The sequence below is a fragment of the Actinospica robiniae DSM 44927 genome (assembly GCF_000504285.1).
GTDB classification, from domain to species: domain Bacteria; phylum Actinomycetota; class Actinomycetes; order Streptomycetales; family Catenulisporaceae; genus Actinospica; species Actinospica robiniae.
This window is the reverse complement of the sequence record NZ_KI632511.1, coordinates 638,334-653,061: the sequence shown is the minus strand read 5'-3', so window position 1 is coordinate 653,061 and position 14,728 is coordinate 638,334. Positions and strand designations below refer to the sequence as shown.

Genomic DNA, 14,728 nt, shown 5'->3' with positions numbered 1-14,728 from the left:
CCGCCTGCCCGGCCGGACCTCGACGTGGAGAAGAATCTGCCTATGAGTTTCGCGATGCTCGCGGTAGTGGGATTGGCCGCTCTGCTCGGGCCCTTGCTCGCGCTCCCAGAGCGCCGCCGTATCCCGGTGGTCGTCGGGGAGCTGGTCGCGGGAGTACTGCTCGGACCGACGCTGGCCGGCTATCTGCGCCCGTCCGATCCGACTGCCGTCTAACATGCCGTAACGACGTCTACGCCGTCGTCGACCAGCTGTGCGCACCAGACCACGAATGTCGCCACCGACTGTGCCACAGCGGCATCGGTCAGGAGTAGGAGCTCGACGAGCTTGGCGACGACCGCGGCGGCGACGAACCAGCCTGCGGCGTTGAGCATCATCTTGAGGCAGGCGATGGCCATCTGGTTCTCGTTGAGGAGCGAGAGGATCTTGCCTGCGTCCGTGACCACGTTGCCGGGGTTGTTGCCGATGTCTTTCGCCAGGTTGATGAAGGCGTTGTACACGGCCGGGTTCGTCTGCAGATACTGCCACAGCGCCACTCCGATCGAGGCCGTCGGGACGATGTACGGGGACAGACCCAGGGCTGCGAACAATCCCGAACAGAAGTCCAACGTGAAGTCGACCTCGGCCTGCTGGCACGGGCTCAGCGCCTCGTAGGCCGGCAGAGAGGTCACGTCGATGCCGAGATCCCGGCAGACCGCCTCGAATTCCGGCGGGGTCACCTGCGTGGCGAAGGTGAGGCTGGAGTCCGCGACCAGTTCGACCGCGCCGCCGGATTGCAACGTCCAGTACCGGCCCGCGGCGTCGGAGAAACACATGTGACCGACGCAGGAAGCTCTGATGTTGAACGGGGTGGCGGCGCTCGAGCCGGCTTGGAGGACCGCGTCGCCGTTCGTGTGGATGTTCATACCGGGGCCCGCGGCGAAGGTGATCTGGTCGCCGGTGACCGTGGCGGTGAGGGAAGCGGCCTCGGACTGACTGCCGGTGGCGGAGACGGTTCCGTCGCCCGCGACGGTGAGATACCCTCCTGCGCCGGCGGATTGGTGCCCTGCCCGAAGCCGAAACCCCCGTAGACCGTGGCTGTTTGGCGTTCACCTTGCAGGACCCCGGTGACGGAGATGGGTCCGAAGGTCCACGAAGGGTTCTCCGGGACGTAGGTGGGCGTGGTCAGGGCGCCGGCGACGTTGATGGTGCCGTCGCCGTTGATGATCAGCGGGGAGAAGAAGGCTCCCCACCCGTGGTCGGCCTCGGTCGCGTAGACGCCGGTGTAGGGGGTGAGGGGAGTTGAGATCGTCGGGGCGGTCTGCGCCTGGGTCATCTGCCTGACTTTCCGAAGACCTTCGGCGTACTGATGCGCATGGTTGGGTTGTGTGTGACAAAAACTGTCAACTGCGAATACATCGTAACAGTTTGACACCAATCAAGAGATAAGACATGCCTCTGGTTCCCGTCCTGCGCGCTCACCGGAAGACACGATCGAATGGCAACCGTTTTACCTGTTGAATAGATGAGCACCGTTCGTGGCACGGCAGCTTGGCGGGGACGATGGCGCGTTGATTTTCGACGCCGCAGATTGATGGGTTCTCAGAGATCAGGACGCTTCTCCGGATCGCATCGACCATCACCGCTGTGCTGGCCGAGCTCGATTCACTGACCCCTTCAACGCCGCAGTAACGAACTTAGGTTCGGGTACCGAGAAGAGTCGGATCGGCGGGATCTACGCGCTGCAACGGATCATGCAGGACTCCCCCTCGCGACCAGCCCGCCGTCGTGCGGGGGCCTCGGTATCTGCCGTGAAGCTGTCACCGCCGCGGTCGGCGATACCGCCGTCCGCTCTGCCGGCCGCCAGTCCGAGTCCGAAGACGGCTGCCGGGAAAGCGGTCACCTGTCTCGCCGCTGATGCAGCCTGAACGTACAGCCGGCGCGGCAGAGCGGCGACTCAGAGACCTGTGTAGGTGTACTCGTCGGCCGGACTGGTGGGCGAGGCGATTTCGCCGACCTTCACGGTCACGTCCACCGCCTGCTTGTCGTCGGCCTGCAGGGGCGCGGTGGCTTTGAGCTCGGTATCCGAGACCCAGGAGACCGACTTCGACGCCTGATCCTTGAACATCACCCCCACGTTCTTCTCCGGGAAGCCCGAACCGGTGATCGTGACCGTGGTCCCCGCCTTCCCGCTGGTCGGATCGACCGCAGTGACCACCACGGGCGCCGGCCCGCCGTAGGCGAACTGCCCGAGCGGCACCACGGGCGAGGTGCCCCAGACCGTGGTGACCCGGACGTCCACGATTCCGACACCGCCCGGCACCGTCGCGACGATGTCGCCTTGTGGGTCGATGGTGAACTCGTGGCACGGGATGGGCCCGAAGTCGAGAGCGCAGCCCGGGTTGAAGCCGTAGCCATTGACGACGACCGTGCTTCCGCTCTCGCCGTAGGTGGGAGCGACACTCTTCACCACCGGTCCGCCGGACGGCAGCAACGAGGCTCCGAGCAGGCCGAGGTAGGTGTTGTTGGCGTGCTGGAATGCCACCTGTCCCAGGAAGTCCGCCGTCGTGCTGTTCGTCAGTGCCGAGTCGAGCGTGGAGTAGGCGCCGTCGAGCGGCAGCTGCTGCCCGCCACCGGGCTGCACGTAGGCGTTTCCCTTCCGGAGCCCGTCGAGGACTGCGAACAGTTCGTGCACGGTGGTGTTGCCCGCCGGACCGGGCGACGGGTACCACTTGTCCTGCTTCACCTCTCCCAGGTTGTTCCAGGCGAGCGGAACCGCGTCCCACGCGTTGAAGCAACGCACGGCGCTGAGGGGAAGCGTATCGAGGTAGGTCGCGAAGCTCGCGAGCCCGGTTCTGAACCGCACCGGGATCAGTCCACAGCTCTTGATTGCACCGCAGTTCAGGCTGCCCGTGCCGACACGGTGCCAAGCCCGAAAGCGTGAACGGAACCCGGCATACGCTGCCACTTCGGAGAGTCCGAAGAGGTCAAACTGCTCCCAGGGATTGGGAGCGACGCGGGTGTCGGCTCGTCTCACACTCGGTCGTTCAAAGAGTTCACACAGACCATCTCCCGTTGGGAGCAGGAAGCAGCCTCGCCGTGCTCCCGACGAACTGTCAGCAACCCGCCAACACTCTTCGCGGCTCCGGTCGTCGAGAAATACTCGCAGTTCAGCGGCTTCCAGCGAAGAAATCTGACACGCGGTTCGATCCCAGTATCGCCCACCGCGAAGTATGCAGGTCAGGCCCATGTGTTACCGAAAGGTAATCATTGGCTTTACTTGTACCTGCTCCCATAACTGTGGGAGCAGGGAGCGCCGTGGGAGCAGCGCCCGGAGAATCCCGCTCTGCATCGAGAACAGCACGGAACGGTATTCAGCCGACCGCGACTGACGTCAACGACACTAACGCGTTGACCCGTTTCCACGCCGCCGGATGAGCTATTGTCAAGAGCTGTGGACGCGTTGCTTTCACAGGGCGGCTGTGGGTCGGGTCCGGATGAGTTCTGTTGAGCTCGGCTTGGTCGGCGGCCCGTCGATTGAGGTTCTATGTCGTCGCGTCCTGCCTGACGTCATGGCGCGTTACAGCAGAAGCAGGCCCATGAGCGAGTACCTTGTGGAGTCTTCCCGCGGCCAGAGTTCGGCGTCGGAGGCGGGATGAGCCGCTAGAACCGCCTGACGAAGCGCGTTGGTGTCGAGGTTCATCCCGGCAGTGACGGTGATGGTCACGCCGTCGCGCTCCAGGACATATCCGATTCCCTGCTCGAGTTGGCTTCCGCGCAGCCACAGGCCAGGGCTGACCTGCGTGCAGGAGAGCGACTCGGTCCCGTCCGCGTCGCCTTCTGCGACGAGTACCGGAGCGCACGGGTCGGTCTTCTTGGCGGTGACCGTCTCGACGGCGGCCCATTGGCTCAGCCCGTCCTCAACGGTGTCGAACTGGGCGATGAGGGTTCCGCTGTCGATCGTGTAGGGCTCTTGTACGAGCCCTGGCAGGACTACGACCTGCGCTTGGGCGCGCACCGACACTCCGCTGTCGCTGAGCCACAGCTGGGCGGCAATGCCGTTCTGCAAAGCCCTGACGGGCAGGGCGAGCGCTACTCCGGTCACCAGGATCACGCCGAATATCAGCAGCCTGCCCTTGGAGCGCGGTGCGGCCAAGCAGGCCAGAAGCACGCCGGGCAGGCAGTAATACAGGCAGCTGAGCAGTCCGAAGCGAAACGGGAGTACCGCCGAGAGCGCCCACATCGCGGCCGCATCGACCACGACCATGCCGGCCACGGGTCCGGCCATCTGCAGGCGGCGCGACCGGCTCGGCAGCCCGAAGGTCGCCGGAGCGTCCCCAAAGCCATACTGCAGCAGCGGAACCGCCAGCCGACAGCCCACAGCAAGGCCCAGCCCGAGTCCGACTATCGCCACACCGGCCGCCGCGATCAGGCCGATGTCCCCGGGGAATGCCGAATCAATGGACATTCCGAATGCCAGCGCCGCTATCGCGATCAGCGCACCCCAGGTCAGAACCAGGGCCAGTAACAACCCCGCCACCCACTCGGACGGCCGCCCCGTCCGTGCGCCGGCGATCAGTGCCGCGCTGCTGTGATCCTGATGCTCGGACAATTCATCCTCCACCTGTTGGCGGTCACTGGCACGGGTTACTACCAAGACTCGGCTGCAAGCACGGTGGTTGCAGCGGCGACGGTGACCTTCAGGCCGCGTGGAGTTCGTCGCGTTCGACCAGCACGCCGCGCTCGAACCTGGCTCCGGCGCGCACCAGGGCGACCAGGTGGGGCGCGTTCACGGCGCGCCGGCGGGCCTGCGCTGATTCGATGAGCTTGAACGCCATGGCCGGCGCCGCGGTGCGGGAGCCCGCGCCGCGGGTGACCTTGGTGCGCAACTGCACGGTCGAGAAGGGCGACTCGATCGGGTTCGTAGTCCGCAAGTGGATCCAGTGCTCAGCAGGGTATTCATAGAACGCCAGCAGCACGTCTACGTCGTCGGTGACCTTCTTGACGGCCTTGGGCAACTTCGCGCCGTACGCCTTGTCGAACGCGCGGATCGCGGCCTGAGCATGCTCTTTGTCCTCGGCGACCCGGATCTCGGCCAGCGCCTTCTTCGCCGCCGGCTGCGCGGACTTCGGCAGCGCGTCCAGTATATTCGCTGTTTTATGTACCAAGCAGCGCTGTTCCCGAGTCTCGGGGAACACCTCGCGCAGGCCGTTCCAGAAGCCGAGTGCCCCGTCACCGACCGCGAAGACCGGGGCCCGCATCCCGAGTCGGGCGCAGTCGCGAAGGAGAGCGGCCCGGGACTCGCCGGACTCGCGGTAGCCCTCGTCCATCGCGATCAGCTCCTTTGTGCCGTCGGCGCGCACCCCGATCAACACCAGCACGCAGGCTTTGCTCTCGCCCAGGCGTATGCGCAGGTGCACACCGTCTGCCCAGACGTAAACGTAGTCGAGCTGTAACAGGTCGCGTTCCAGGAAGGCGGCGTTCTCCGCCTGCCACTGAACGGTCAGCCGGGTGACGGTGGCCGGCGAGAGTCCGGCGGCCGAGCCGAGGAACTGCTCGAGCGCCGGGACGAAGTCGCCGGTGGACAGGCCGTGCAGGTAGAGCAGCGGCAGTACCTCAGCGATCTTCGGGGGCTTGCGGGCCCACGGCGGAGTTCGTGAGCGAGCTGCGCCGAGGGCCAGTAGGGGTCTTGCTTCTGGTGGTGTTGTTGATCGCCAGCGGCACGCAGTACACGATATTGCTCTCGGCAGGTCGCGAGGCGTACTCCTCGAGGTCCAACCGCACCTACCTGCGGCGACGCGGGATCACCGCCGTCATCCCGGACAAGGCCGACCAGCGCAACACAGTCGAACGCTACTTCCAGCGGCTCAAGACGTGGCGCGGGCTGGCCACCAGATATGACAAGAGTCCAGAAGGCTACCAAGCCGGACTCCCCTCCGAGGATCGATCATGTGGCTGAAGACACTCACCCCAGCCACATGATCTAGACTCCGCACAGCTCCTAGTGCAGTGTCATCAACGGCTCGCCCTGGCTGTCGAGTCCGTTGCCCGCGATGTTGCACGCGCCGCTGCGCACGGCGCCGCCGTTGTAGGCCTGGCGCAGGCAGTCGCGCAGGGCGAGCTGCCCCCAGTAGTTCGGGTGCAGGGACTCCTGGATGTAGTAGTCACTGCCGATCGTCGAGACGGTGCGGATCTGGTTGACCCACTCCGTCACGTTCTCAGCACCCGTACTCCGCCAGCTCGACAGGCCCTCCTCCTCGATCAGGCCGACCGTGTTCTCGCACAGCCGCCGGCCGTTGAAGGCCGAGCTGATGTCCATGGTGTGGACGTTGCCCAGCCCGGTCTGCGCGGCCGCCGTGAACACGGCGTTGTCGATGGTCGGCAGCGCGGCGCCGTTGGCCCAGTTCGCGTCCGTGTTCCAGAAGCCGCAGCCGCCGGTGTCCTGCCGGGTGTAGCCGGACTGCGAGTAGCGGAATCCGGAGCCGTTCGGGATCGGCGACGGGTAGTTCTGCACGACGATCGAGTAGCTCGAGTCCGCGTATCCGTCGTTGGCCATCGCCTGGTGCACGTTCAGCAGGGCGGTCTTGATCGCGGCGATCTGCGCGTTGACGTTGCTGGTGGTGAAATTCTTCGTCACCGAGGAGTCGTCGCTGCAGTAGTCCGGCCACCAGGACGGGGAGAGCAGGAAGTCCTCGACGCAGTCCTCGACGATCGAGGCGAAGTTGAAGTTGTTGCCGCCGATCGAGACCGCGACCATCTTCACGTTGTGGGTGGCCGCGAAGTTCTGCAGCATCAGCGCCTGGCCCTGGTTGCCGGAGGAGTCGCTGTAGAAGTCGAGGCCCGGCTTGAAGTCGCCGGAGTCGACGTAGGTCGAGGTCTCGGCGCCGGAGCAGGCGAGGTTCTCGCCGTTCACGCCGCCGCCGAGGTAGATCTCGGCCGACTTCGACCGGTGGCAGCCGGAGATGCTCTCCGCGTTGCCGGCCGGGTTGTCGTCGTACGCGGTGGGGCCGAGCGCGTCGATCAGGCTCTCCCCGTCGTTGGAATTGCCCGCCCAGCGGCCCGCCTCCCCGGAGATGTAGGAGTCGCCGACGCTCACCACCCACGGCGAACCGGAACCGGGCCCGTCGGCGAACGCGGGGGCGGCGGCCACCGCGGCGCCCGCGGTGCACAGCGAGACGACCGTGGCGAGGGACAGCAGGATGCGGAGCGACCGGTGTGGTCTTGGACGCATGGGAGACGACCTTCTGTGGGGGTGACCCGTCGGAGTCCGGGTGGGCTGGGTGGCCTGGGTGACGTACACGGTGGTGTACGCGGCACACGATGACAGCCCGCGCGCCACCCGGCCAGGTGCCGGGACAATCCTTTGCCGTTCGTCTCTCCGGAACGGTCCCGAACCCATCAGCCCTCTGACGCCGGACCCGTGGCCCGCCCGTCGTCGGCCCCCCTTGGGCGACGCGCTCGCCCACTCGGTGGAGGCAGCACTTCGACTGAAGATCAACAACGCGAATCTCGATGCCGGCCAGTACCAGATCGACCAGGTCGAGACGGTGCCGGCGGAGCCGGTGAGCACTCAGTCCTACCTAAACTCGGCATCCGGACTGTGTCTGGACGACCCCAACGGCAGCACCGCACCCAGCACGTTCGCCGACGTCGAGGCCTGCGGCGCCGGGACCCAGCAGCAGTTCACCTACACCCGGCTCAGATCTGGAACGCCATGTAGCAGCCTCACGGCTGGCGCGCTCGGGTATCGGTCCAACGCCCGGAACCCGAGCGCGCCCGGCCGGGCATGCGCCCGTGCTGCGCGATCCGGGTGCGGGCGGGGGCCGGCCGGGCGAAGGGGATCAAGGCGGTGCAGCGGGCCCCCGCCGTCGGGACGCCGTTCCACGAACACCTCCGTGTCGGCCGGCTCCCACTGTGTCGTCGGCGCGTCGATGGTTTCTGCGGGTGTCATGTGGATCTGACCGCGGGAGACGGTTCGAACCATGCCCGGGTCGATGGCGCCTTCACTCCGCTGTGGGCTCTGGCCGCGCGTGCGGCTCGCCAGCCACGCCGGTGCGCCTCCGCGCCTGACGGGTCGGCCGCCCTGTTCGCGAGGTCGCTCGCCAACCCGTCGACTACGCCGGTCCCCGCCAGCCCCATCGCCGCTTCGGCGCATTCGAGCACGATCTGCAGCGCCCGCACCTCCGAAGCACGCAGCGCGATAGCCGTGACCGGGTCGGGTCTGTCGGTCAGCAGCGCGTCCACAAGCCTGCCGGCGTACATCGCGCTGCGGACACTCCGCCATCGCTCCTGCCATCCGAGCACGACATGCTCGGGTTCCTTGATGTAGGGCTCCAACCGAGCGAGCAGCATGGTGTAATCCCAGTCCGCAAGCCGGTATGCGGGCTCTTCGTCGCTGCCGACCGTGGAGAAGTCCATCTGCCCGGCCAGGATGAACGACTCGACCCGACCGGGTTCGGGCACAAGCCCTCTCCCCAGCCATCGCACCTCGCCCTCCGGACTGTCCTTGGCGGACGCGCGAAACAGCCGCCAGCCGGAGACCGCATCCCACTCGAGGGTCGCCTCAGCGGGAGACCTGCTGATCTTCGCCTGGACGGACAGTGCCAGCCCGACCTGCCCGCACACGTCGTCCTCGATCAGGATTTCACCGTCGCGCTCGTCGACGACCAGGGCGAACGCTCCGACGTCCGTAATCGCGATCCCGCTGCGCAGCAGTTGCTCAGCGACAGCCGCCATGTAGTGACCCACCGCATAGATCACCTCGTCCATGGATTCTTCACCATCTTCGAGGACTTCTGCTTCTTCCATGCGAAACAGACTACTGACATAGCCGGCGTTCCGGCACCGAGCAGTAGATGTCGCGTACTGAAGCGCCGATCGCCCATGCCACCTTGCCGGAAAAGGCTGCACGGGAGGGCGCCGGACCCTGACAGCGTGTCCGGCCTGCATAGCGGCATCGACACCGATGCATTCTGGCGAGAACACAACGTGCGGGTCGTCTCCTGGAGCGCCCGTCAGCGCGCGCATCTCCAGATCCGCAACCGTCACCGCGCGCCGTTGCGCGATCCTGACGTCGTCGAACGCGCCGGGTCCGGGAAACCGGCTGCATCGCCACGACACCGGATCAGGGGCGCCGCCGCGTTGACCACCGCACATCTCCAGCTTCTCGGACCGGTCCCCGACAAACAGCGCTACAACGGAAACATGAGAGATTTCCAGGCCTTTTGCGTGTGGCTGTTTCAATGGCTGGTCGCGAAGCCGATCGCGTTGTTCTTCCGCGTTCTGAGGCAGGAACTGCTTCGCGGCCTGCGACGTCGCCCGAACCGGAAGTGAGCACGGGCGGACTTGCCGCGATCCTCGCCGCCGCCCCGTCGTCGCGGCCATGCCCGAACGTGTGAAGGACAATCCCGATGGTCAGGAACGCGCCGACGCCACAGCGGCAGCGTGCCTGATCCTCACCGGAGACCGAGGCCGAATCGGCCGGTGGTCGCGGTCCCCTGCGACGCGCAGTAAGGTGGCGAGGTGGCGCAGGGCTCTGATCACGACCGGATCGGCGGCCGCTACCACCTGGCCCGCCGATTGGGCCAAGGCGGTATGGGCACGGTCTGGCAGGCGAGGGACGAACTTCTCGACCGAACCGTGGCGATCAAGCAGCTCTCCCCCGCACCCGGAGCCACCCCCGAGGCGCGGGCGACGCAGGTCGAGCGGGTCACGCGGGAGGCACGGATGGCCGCGCGGCTCGACCACCCCGGGATCGTACGCGTGCACGACGTCATCGACTGGGACGGGTCGCCCGCAATCGTCATGGAGTACGTCGCGGGTCGTTCCCTCGCCACCCGGCTGCATGAATCCGGGCCCCTGTCCGTGGCCGAGGCGGTGCGGCTCGCTCTCGCGCTGCTCGACGCACTGCGCCACGCACACGCGGCAGGGGTGGTCCATCGCGATCTCAAGCCGGACAACATCCTGCTGTCCGGTACCCGCACCGTGATCACCGACTTCGGCATCGCCCGGCCGCTGGGACCCGCCACCGCGCTGACGACGCCCGGCGCGATGATCGGCACGCCCGCGTTCATGTCCCCCGAACAGATCGAGGGTGGGAAAGCCACACCGGCATCGGATCTGTGGTCCCTCGGCGTCACCCTCTACACCGCCGTCGAGGGCACACTGCCCTTCGACGGCGAGAGCATCTCCGAACTGTGCATCGCGGTGCTTACCCGGCCCGCACGTCCACCGCGACACACCGGCACGCTCACCCCGCTCCTGCAGGCGCTGCTGACCAAAGACCCCACCCAACGCGCCACCGCCGAATCCGCCATACGCCGGCTCGCCGCCATCGACCACTCGGCGCCCGGGCGCGCTGAGCCGAACACGGTCACCGATTCCCAGGGGTTCGGCACCACCGCGGAGACGCTGCGGGTCGATCAGCCACCGCAACAGCCGAGGCCGACCAAACGGCGTAGGACGCTCGTGATTGCCGCCCTCGCCTCCGTGGCAGCCGCAGCGGCGATAGCCACCCCCAACCTCCACGGATCGCCCGACACGGAAAGCAACGGGGCCACGCTCGCCGCGACGCTCACCGACCCGGGCGGCAACTCCTCGTATCAAGGCGTGCTCGCCGTCGCGTTCTCACCGACCGGCGCCACCCTCGCCACCGCTGACGACGACGGCAGCATCTACCTGTGGAACACCGCGACAGGGAAACGCATCGCTTCCCTCGCCCCGCCCGACAAGCAGACCGCTGGCGCACTGGCGTTCTCACCGGACGGCACCATCCTCGCCACGACGGACACCGGAAACGTCTACCTGTGGAGCACCGCCACCGGGAAACTCACCGCCACACTCACCGACCCGCACGCCTACGCCGGCCTCAACGGCGCCGGAACCAGCACACTGGCATTCTCGCCCAACGGCACCACCCTGGCCGGCGGGGACACCGTCGGCGACGCCAGCATCTGCCTGTGGGAGACCGCGAGCCATCAGCTGACCACACTCACCGACCCGGACCGCTATCTCGCGTACGCGGTGGCCTTCGCCCCGGACAGCACCACCCTCGCAGTCGCGAGCAGCGGTGACGCCGGCAGCGTATATCTGTGGAATACCGCCACCCGACGGGTCATCACCACCATCACCGATCCCGACCATGCCGCTGTGGGCGTGATCGCCTTCGCACCACGGGGTACGACGTTGGCGACCGCCGCCAAACCTTCGCCCGACGGAACCACCGGCAACGCCCCCGGCGACGCCCCCGGCACCGACATCCACCTCTGGAACACGGCCACCGGGAAACTCGACGCCACTCTCGCCGATCCCGTCGCCGCGGGACTCGGAGGCGTGACCACGGCGGCGTTCGCGCCGAACGGGACCGTACTGGCCGTCGGCGCCGGAGACGGCGCAACCCACCTGTGGAACACCACGACCGATCGGGTCATCGCCACCCTCGACGACCACGACTACGCACCCAGCGTGGGAATCAACGCCGTGGCGTTCTCACCGAACGGCACGACCGTGGCCGTCGCGGACGCCGACGGCAGCACCTACCTGTGGCACCTCACCGCGCCCGAGTCCTGACCGTCCAGGGCTTCGCAGATCAACGTCAGAATACTGCGGTCCGCCTGTCGGTTGCGCCGAGGATATCCGGGAGGCTCTCGTCCCCGATCCTCCGGCAGAGAGCGAACCGCGACCGTCAGCGGCCGGGAACTGGCCGAGTGCCGTCGGTGTTGTAGAACGCGATCCAGCGGAAGGTCTCGCGGCGGGCCTCGGCCCCGTCGGCGAACCGGCCGCGTTCGGTCAATGGTGACGGTCTCTCTTGCAGGCCGCGAAAAGGCTCTCCGCGGCGGCCAGGGCGTCGCGCACGATCTCGGCTCGGTGATGCTCGGCGATCGACCAGCCGATCAGGCGCCCGGAGGACACCTCGATCACCGTGGCGAGGTACATGAACCCTGATTCACCGGTCGGGATGTAGGTGATGTCCCCGCACCACTTCGCGTCCGGCGCGACCAGGACGCCGCGCTCACCCTCCACGATCGTCATGTTCGACAGGTCGAACCCGCGCACCTGGTAGATCCCCGGCACCACCTCGAACAGTCCGTGTCCGGCCACCAGTCGCGACTGGCGCCACAGACTCGGATCCACGCTCGCCGGGCACGAGTGGTCGAGGAAACCGTACGCGTCCAGGTCCCACACCACGGCGCCGTCCCGGTCCCGGATCCGCCCGTCCTCGAGCGTGCCCAGGAACCCGCCGGTCGCATCGGCCCCTCCCCCCGCCCGGGGCGGCGGCGCCCGCCGGGCTGCGCCGAACGGGACCTCCGGCATCGGCGCTTGATTCGCAGTGACCGCTGAATAATCGGGTATGAGATTCGCTTGGTGCCTTGTGCACGGACAGTGATGTCGGGTGAGGAGCGGATATGGCCAGGGTCGTCATGCAGGCAGTCGTATCGGTGGACGGCTATATCGCCTATCCCGATGACACGGTCGGGCCGCTGTTCGACTGGTACGGCAACGGAGACACCGAGCTGTCTGCCGAGGCGAGCGGCTGGACGTTCCACATCTCGCAGACGTCCGCGGGTTACGTCAAACCCTTCTGGGACGCCATCAAGGTGACGGTGATCGGCCGCCACCTGTTCGACATCACCAACGGCTGGGACGGCAAACCGGCCGCTGGAGACGAAGTCGTCGTCATCACCCATCGGCCGTTGCCGGAGGCTTGGCTCGCGACCCACCCAGAGGCGCCCTTCCACACCGCCGGGTCGGTCGAAGCGGGCATCGCGCTCGCCAAGGAACTCGCCGGCGACGCCCTCGTCTGCGTGACCGCCGGCGACATCGGGGGCCAGGCGTTCTCGGCAGGCCTGGTCGACGAGGTCGCGATGGATGTCGCACCGGTGGTGCTGGGCGAAGGGGTGCGCTTCTTCGGCAGCCACGCCGGAACCGTCCTGCTCGACAACCCCGGCCAGGTGGTCCAGGGTGACCGGGTGACGCACCTGCACTACACGGTCCGGCGCTGAACGGCCCTGCGCGGCGCCCGCCGACGGACCGCCGTGACGGCATGGGGTGCGAAGCGGTGTACGCCGGCGGCGGACGGCTGCTCGCCCGCATGCTCGGCATCCACATCACGCTCGCGGTCGCCTGGCAACGAGCCAGCAGCGGCGACTGGAGCATCTACGCTGCCGAAATCAGCCGCCGCAACACCATCGATCCCGACAAGGAAACACGCCCGTGAACAGCTCACCGTGGACGGGTCCATCGGCCTGATCGACGTGGGACCGGCCCGCGCCCTGATCCCGGGCGACGAACCTGCAGCCACGACATTCCACCCCAAGCGCAACCTGCTCATCCGGACCATCGCCATCGAGCCCGACACGGACCTCGACGCACTCCTGGACCGAGTCCTGCCCACCGTCGACTGGGACGAGCAACTGACCTGGGACGTTCCCGGCCCCGCCATGCTCTTCGAGTCCGTGTACAGCTACGCCCAGGTCATCGACGAGGGTGAAGAGCGCTTGCGGATCGAACTCGCCGCCGGGAACCACACCGTCCGGGCCGGCTACATCCAGATCCCACACGAGGCATGGCTCATCCTGGTCCAACTCACGGGCCCCGAAGCCGCCTGAGCCGACCCATTCCAAGAGTTCCGATACCTGACTCCGCCAGAGCACGTTACCCACCGCCTGGCGCGGGACGCCGCAGACCGAATGGCGCAGGCCCTGTGGCCTGACGGGGCGCAGTACACCACTGCGCCCGGGATGTCGACAGCGCCGCCGACCGGTGCAATGTCCCCTTGAAGACGGCGTTTCACCAATTCTTGGCCTCGCCGTCGCGGTCCACTGCGATACGGCCGCCGAGGCGGGCTGAAACAACGGCATCTCATTCTCCATGTCCTGCGCGATCGGACCGGAGATCCGGGCGTTCCAGGACACCGGGCTTCCGGCCGACCCGCCGGCCGCGCTCATGGACCTGCTCCCGGGCGAGACCGGCACCGTCACCGCCGTGGACCTGGCCGGCTGCACCCTTCACCCGGCAGCACGGCTGAGTCTCGGGTACCAGGCACTGCGCTGATCGTGTGATCGGCTGAATATCACCCAGACGCCGCACCGCGACACGCCCGGCGCACAACCATGATCAGCATACGATCTCTCCTGCTCAGACCACCCTTCAGGTTGTTCAGGAGGACACCTTCATGCCGATCCGACGCATCGCCGCCAGCGCCCTGACCACGCTCCTGCTCGCGGGCACCGCCGCGGCGGTGGCGCAGACCACCGCCGCGGCCGCCCCGACCCCGCCTCCCCCCACTCACGGAATCGCCTATCTGAACACCCAGGTCAATCTGCCCAACGGGGTGTGGACCAACACTCCCCTGCAGGTCGTTCTGCCCAGGGCCGGCACCTACGACCTCGACGCCAACGTACGCGGACGGCTTTCCGGCGCGCCGCTCATCAACGTCTACATCACCGGGCGGCTGTGGAACCAGACCACAGGCGCCGAAGTGCCCCAGAGCGAGCGAGGGATCTACCAGATCATCGACATGAACGCGGGCTCCGCCGTGACCGAAGGCAACGAGACGTCACCGATCGACGAACAGATCACGGTCACCAAGCCGACGACCATCGTCCTCCAGGCCCGCTCCATTAACGCCGTCGGCGCAGCCACGATCTCCCAGATCTACTCCGACGGCCAGGGCTACACCTCCCTGCGCTTCAACCGCCTCTGGTAAGACCCACCCGACCCACGGCCACGGCTCCCGGCGTCTGACCCTGGT

At 67.2% G+C, this 14,728-nt stretch carries 14 protein-coding genes and 4 pseudogenes; 9 read left to right on the top strand and 9 right to left on the bottom strand.

The features are described from left to right. Nucleotides 1-42 precede the first annotated feature (42 nt). Nucleotides 43-213, top strand: coding sequence for a hypothetical protein (locus ACTRO_RS46715; protein ID WP_157435674.1), 171 nt, complete (start codon nt 43-45; stop codon nt 211-213). On the opposite strand, the gene ACTRO_RS02810 is transcribed toward ACTRO_RS46715, so the two are convergent. The 5 genes and pseudogenes from ACTRO_RS02810 to ACTRO_RS02790 all read right to left on the bottom strand — a co-directional run. Continuing rightward, nucleotides 210-902 carry a hypothetical protein gene (locus ACTRO_RS02810; protein ID WP_034260930.1) on the bottom strand — a complete coding sequence of 231 codons (693 nt, stop codon included), beginning with the start codon at nt 900-902 and terminating at the stop codon, nt 210-212. The two genes, ACTRO_RS46715 and ACTRO_RS02810, sit on opposite strands and share 4 nt — an antisense overlap. Continuing rightward, nucleotides 899-1,312 carry a hypothetical protein gene (locus ACTRO_RS02805; RefSeq protein WP_034260929.1) on the bottom strand — a complete coding sequence of 138 codons (414 nt, stop codon included), beginning with the start codon at nt 1,310-1,312 and terminating at the stop codon, nt 899-901. The genes ACTRO_RS02810 and ACTRO_RS02805 overlap by 4 nt, the downstream gene beginning before the upstream one ends. A gap of 621 nt (nt 1,313-1,933) precedes the next feature. After that, the gene (locus ACTRO_RS02800; RefSeq protein WP_211244066.1) at nt 1,934-2,842 is read right to left on the bottom strand and encodes an IPT/TIG domain-containing protein; all 909 of its coding nucleotides are present in this window, start codon (nt 2,840-2,842) and stop codon (nt 1,934-1,936) included. Between the two features lie 714 nt (nt 2,843-3,556). Beyond that, nucleotides 3,557-4,588, bottom strand: a complete 1,032-nt coding sequence (locus ACTRO_RS02795; protein ID WP_034260927.1) for a hypothetical protein — start codon at nt 4,586-4,588, stop codon at nt 3,557-3,559. 88 nt (nt 4,589-4,676) lie between these two features. Further along, a pseudogene (locus ACTRO_RS02790) lies at nt 4,677-5,627 on the bottom strand (IS256 family transposase); the annotation flags it as partial. A 95-nt stretch (nt 5,628-5,722) separates the two neighbouring features. Between ACTRO_RS02790 and ACTRO_RS02785 the strand changes: the two are divergent. After that, nucleotides 5,723-5,958: pseudogene (locus ACTRO_RS02785) on the top strand (IS5/IS1182 family transposase); the annotation flags it as partial. 19 nt (nt 5,959-5,977) lie between these two features. Here ACTRO_RS02785 and ACTRO_RS02780 read toward each other — a convergent pair. Beyond that, nucleotides 5,978-7,207 carry an SGNH/GDSL hydrolase family protein gene (locus ACTRO_RS02780; RefSeq protein WP_051450208.1) on the bottom strand — a complete coding sequence of 410 codons (1,230 nt, stop codon included), beginning with the start codon at nt 7,205-7,207 and terminating at the stop codon, nt 5,978-5,980. Nucleotides 7,208-7,923: 716 nt separating this feature from the next. Then, complete coding sequence (locus tag ACTRO_RS02775) at nt 7,924-8,784, bottom strand: DUF6292 family protein (protein ID WP_157435673.1); 861 nt, start codon at nt 8,782-8,784, stop codon at nt 7,924-7,926. Between the two features lie 126 nt (nt 8,785-8,910). On the opposite strand from ACTRO_RS02775, the gene ACTRO_RS02770 reads away from it, so the two are divergent. Continuing rightward, the gene (locus ACTRO_RS02770; RefSeq protein ID WP_034260924.1) at nt 8,911-9,309 is read left to right on the top strand and encodes a hypothetical protein; all 399 of its coding nucleotides are present in this window, start codon (nt 8,911-8,913) and stop codon (nt 9,307-9,309) included. A 189-nt stretch (nt 9,310-9,498) separates the two neighbouring features. Continuing rightward, nucleotides 9,499-11,544 (top strand): WD40 repeat domain-containing serine/threonine protein kinase, encoded by a 2,046-nt coding sequence (locus ACTRO_RS42625; protein WP_157435672.1) that lies wholly within the window; start codon nt 9,499-9,501, stop codon nt 11,542-11,544. Nucleotides 11,545-11,763: 219 nt separating this feature from the next. Here the strand turns inward: ACTRO_RS42625 and ACTRO_RS49405 are convergent. Together ACTRO_RS49405 and ACTRO_RS50670 are read right to left on the bottom strand one after the other, a co-directional pair. After that, nucleotides 11,764-11,970: pseudogene (locus ACTRO_RS49405) on the bottom strand (DDE-type integrase/transposase/recombinase); the annotation flags it as partial. Then, nucleotides 11,971-12,288 (bottom strand): annotated as a pseudogene (locus ACTRO_RS50670) (hypothetical protein); the annotation flags it as partial. Nucleotides 12,289-12,380: 92 nt separating this feature from the next. Between ACTRO_RS50670 and ACTRO_RS02755 the strand changes: the two are divergent. From ACTRO_RS02755 to ACTRO_RS02740, 5 genes are all read left to right on the top strand, one after another. Next, nucleotides 12,381-12,977, top strand: coding sequence for a dihydrofolate reductase family protein (locus ACTRO_RS02755; protein ID WP_034260919.1), 597 nt, complete (start codon nt 12,381-12,383; stop codon nt 12,975-12,977). Nucleotides 12,978-13,033: 56 nt separating this feature from the next. Further along, nucleotides 13,034-13,192: a hypothetical protein gene (locus tag ACTRO_RS47910; RefSeq protein WP_169739804.1), complete on the top strand. Its 159-nt coding sequence runs from the start codon at nt 13,034-13,036 to the stop codon at nt 13,190-13,192. Nucleotides 13,193-13,202: 10 nt separating this feature from the next. Further along, the gene (locus tag ACTRO_RS02750; protein WP_051450206.1) at nt 13,203-13,583 is read left to right on the top strand and encodes an Imm21 family immunity protein; all 381 of its coding nucleotides are present in this window, start codon (nt 13,203-13,205) and stop codon (nt 13,581-13,583) included. 262 nt (nt 13,584-13,845) lie between these two features. Then, nucleotides 13,846-14,028: a hypothetical protein gene (locus tag ACTRO_RS02745; RefSeq protein ID WP_034260915.1), complete on the top strand. Its 183-nt coding sequence runs from the start codon at nt 13,846-13,848 to the stop codon at nt 14,026-14,028. A gap of 121 nt (nt 14,029-14,149) precedes the next feature. After that, entirely contained in the window at nt 14,150-14,683 is a 534-nt protein-coding gene (locus tag ACTRO_RS02740; RefSeq protein WP_034260913.1) for a hypothetical protein, read from the top strand. Nucleotides 14,684-14,728 lie beyond the last annotated feature (45 nt).

Bases quoted from the DNA above. Each gene is read 5' to 3' on its own strand.
- ACTRO_RS02740 (WP_034260913.1), top strand. From the start codon at position 14,150: ATGCCGATCCGACGCATCGCCGCCAGCGCCCTGACCACGCTCCTGCTC.
- ACTRO_RS02745 (WP_034260915.1), top strand. From the start codon at position 13,846: ATGTCCTGCGCGATCGGACCGGAGATCCGGGCGTTCCAGGACACCGGG.
- ACTRO_RS02775 (WP_157435673.1), bottom strand. From the start codon at position 8,784: ATGGAAGAAGCAGAAGTCCTCGAAGATGGTGAAGAATCCATGGACGAG.
- ACTRO_RS02805 (WP_034260929.1), bottom strand. From the start codon at position 1,312: ATGACCCAGGCGCAGACCGCCCCGACGATCTCAACTCCCCTCACCCCC.
- ACTRO_RS02755 (WP_034260919.1), top strand. From the start codon at position 12,381: ATGGCCAGGGTCGTCATGCAGGCAGTCGTATCGGTGGACGGCTATATC.
- ACTRO_RS02780 (WP_051450208.1), bottom strand. From the start codon at position 7,207: ATGCGTCCAAGACCACACCGGTCGCTCCGCATCCTGCTGTCCCTCGCC.
- ACTRO_RS02810 (WP_034260930.1), bottom strand. From the start codon at position 902: ATGAACATCCACACGAACGGCGACGCGGTCCTCCAAGCCGGCTCGAGC.
- ACTRO_RS46715 (WP_157435674.1), top strand. From the start codon at position 43: ATGAGTTTCGCGATGCTCGCGGTAGTGGGATTGGCCGCTCTGCTCGGG.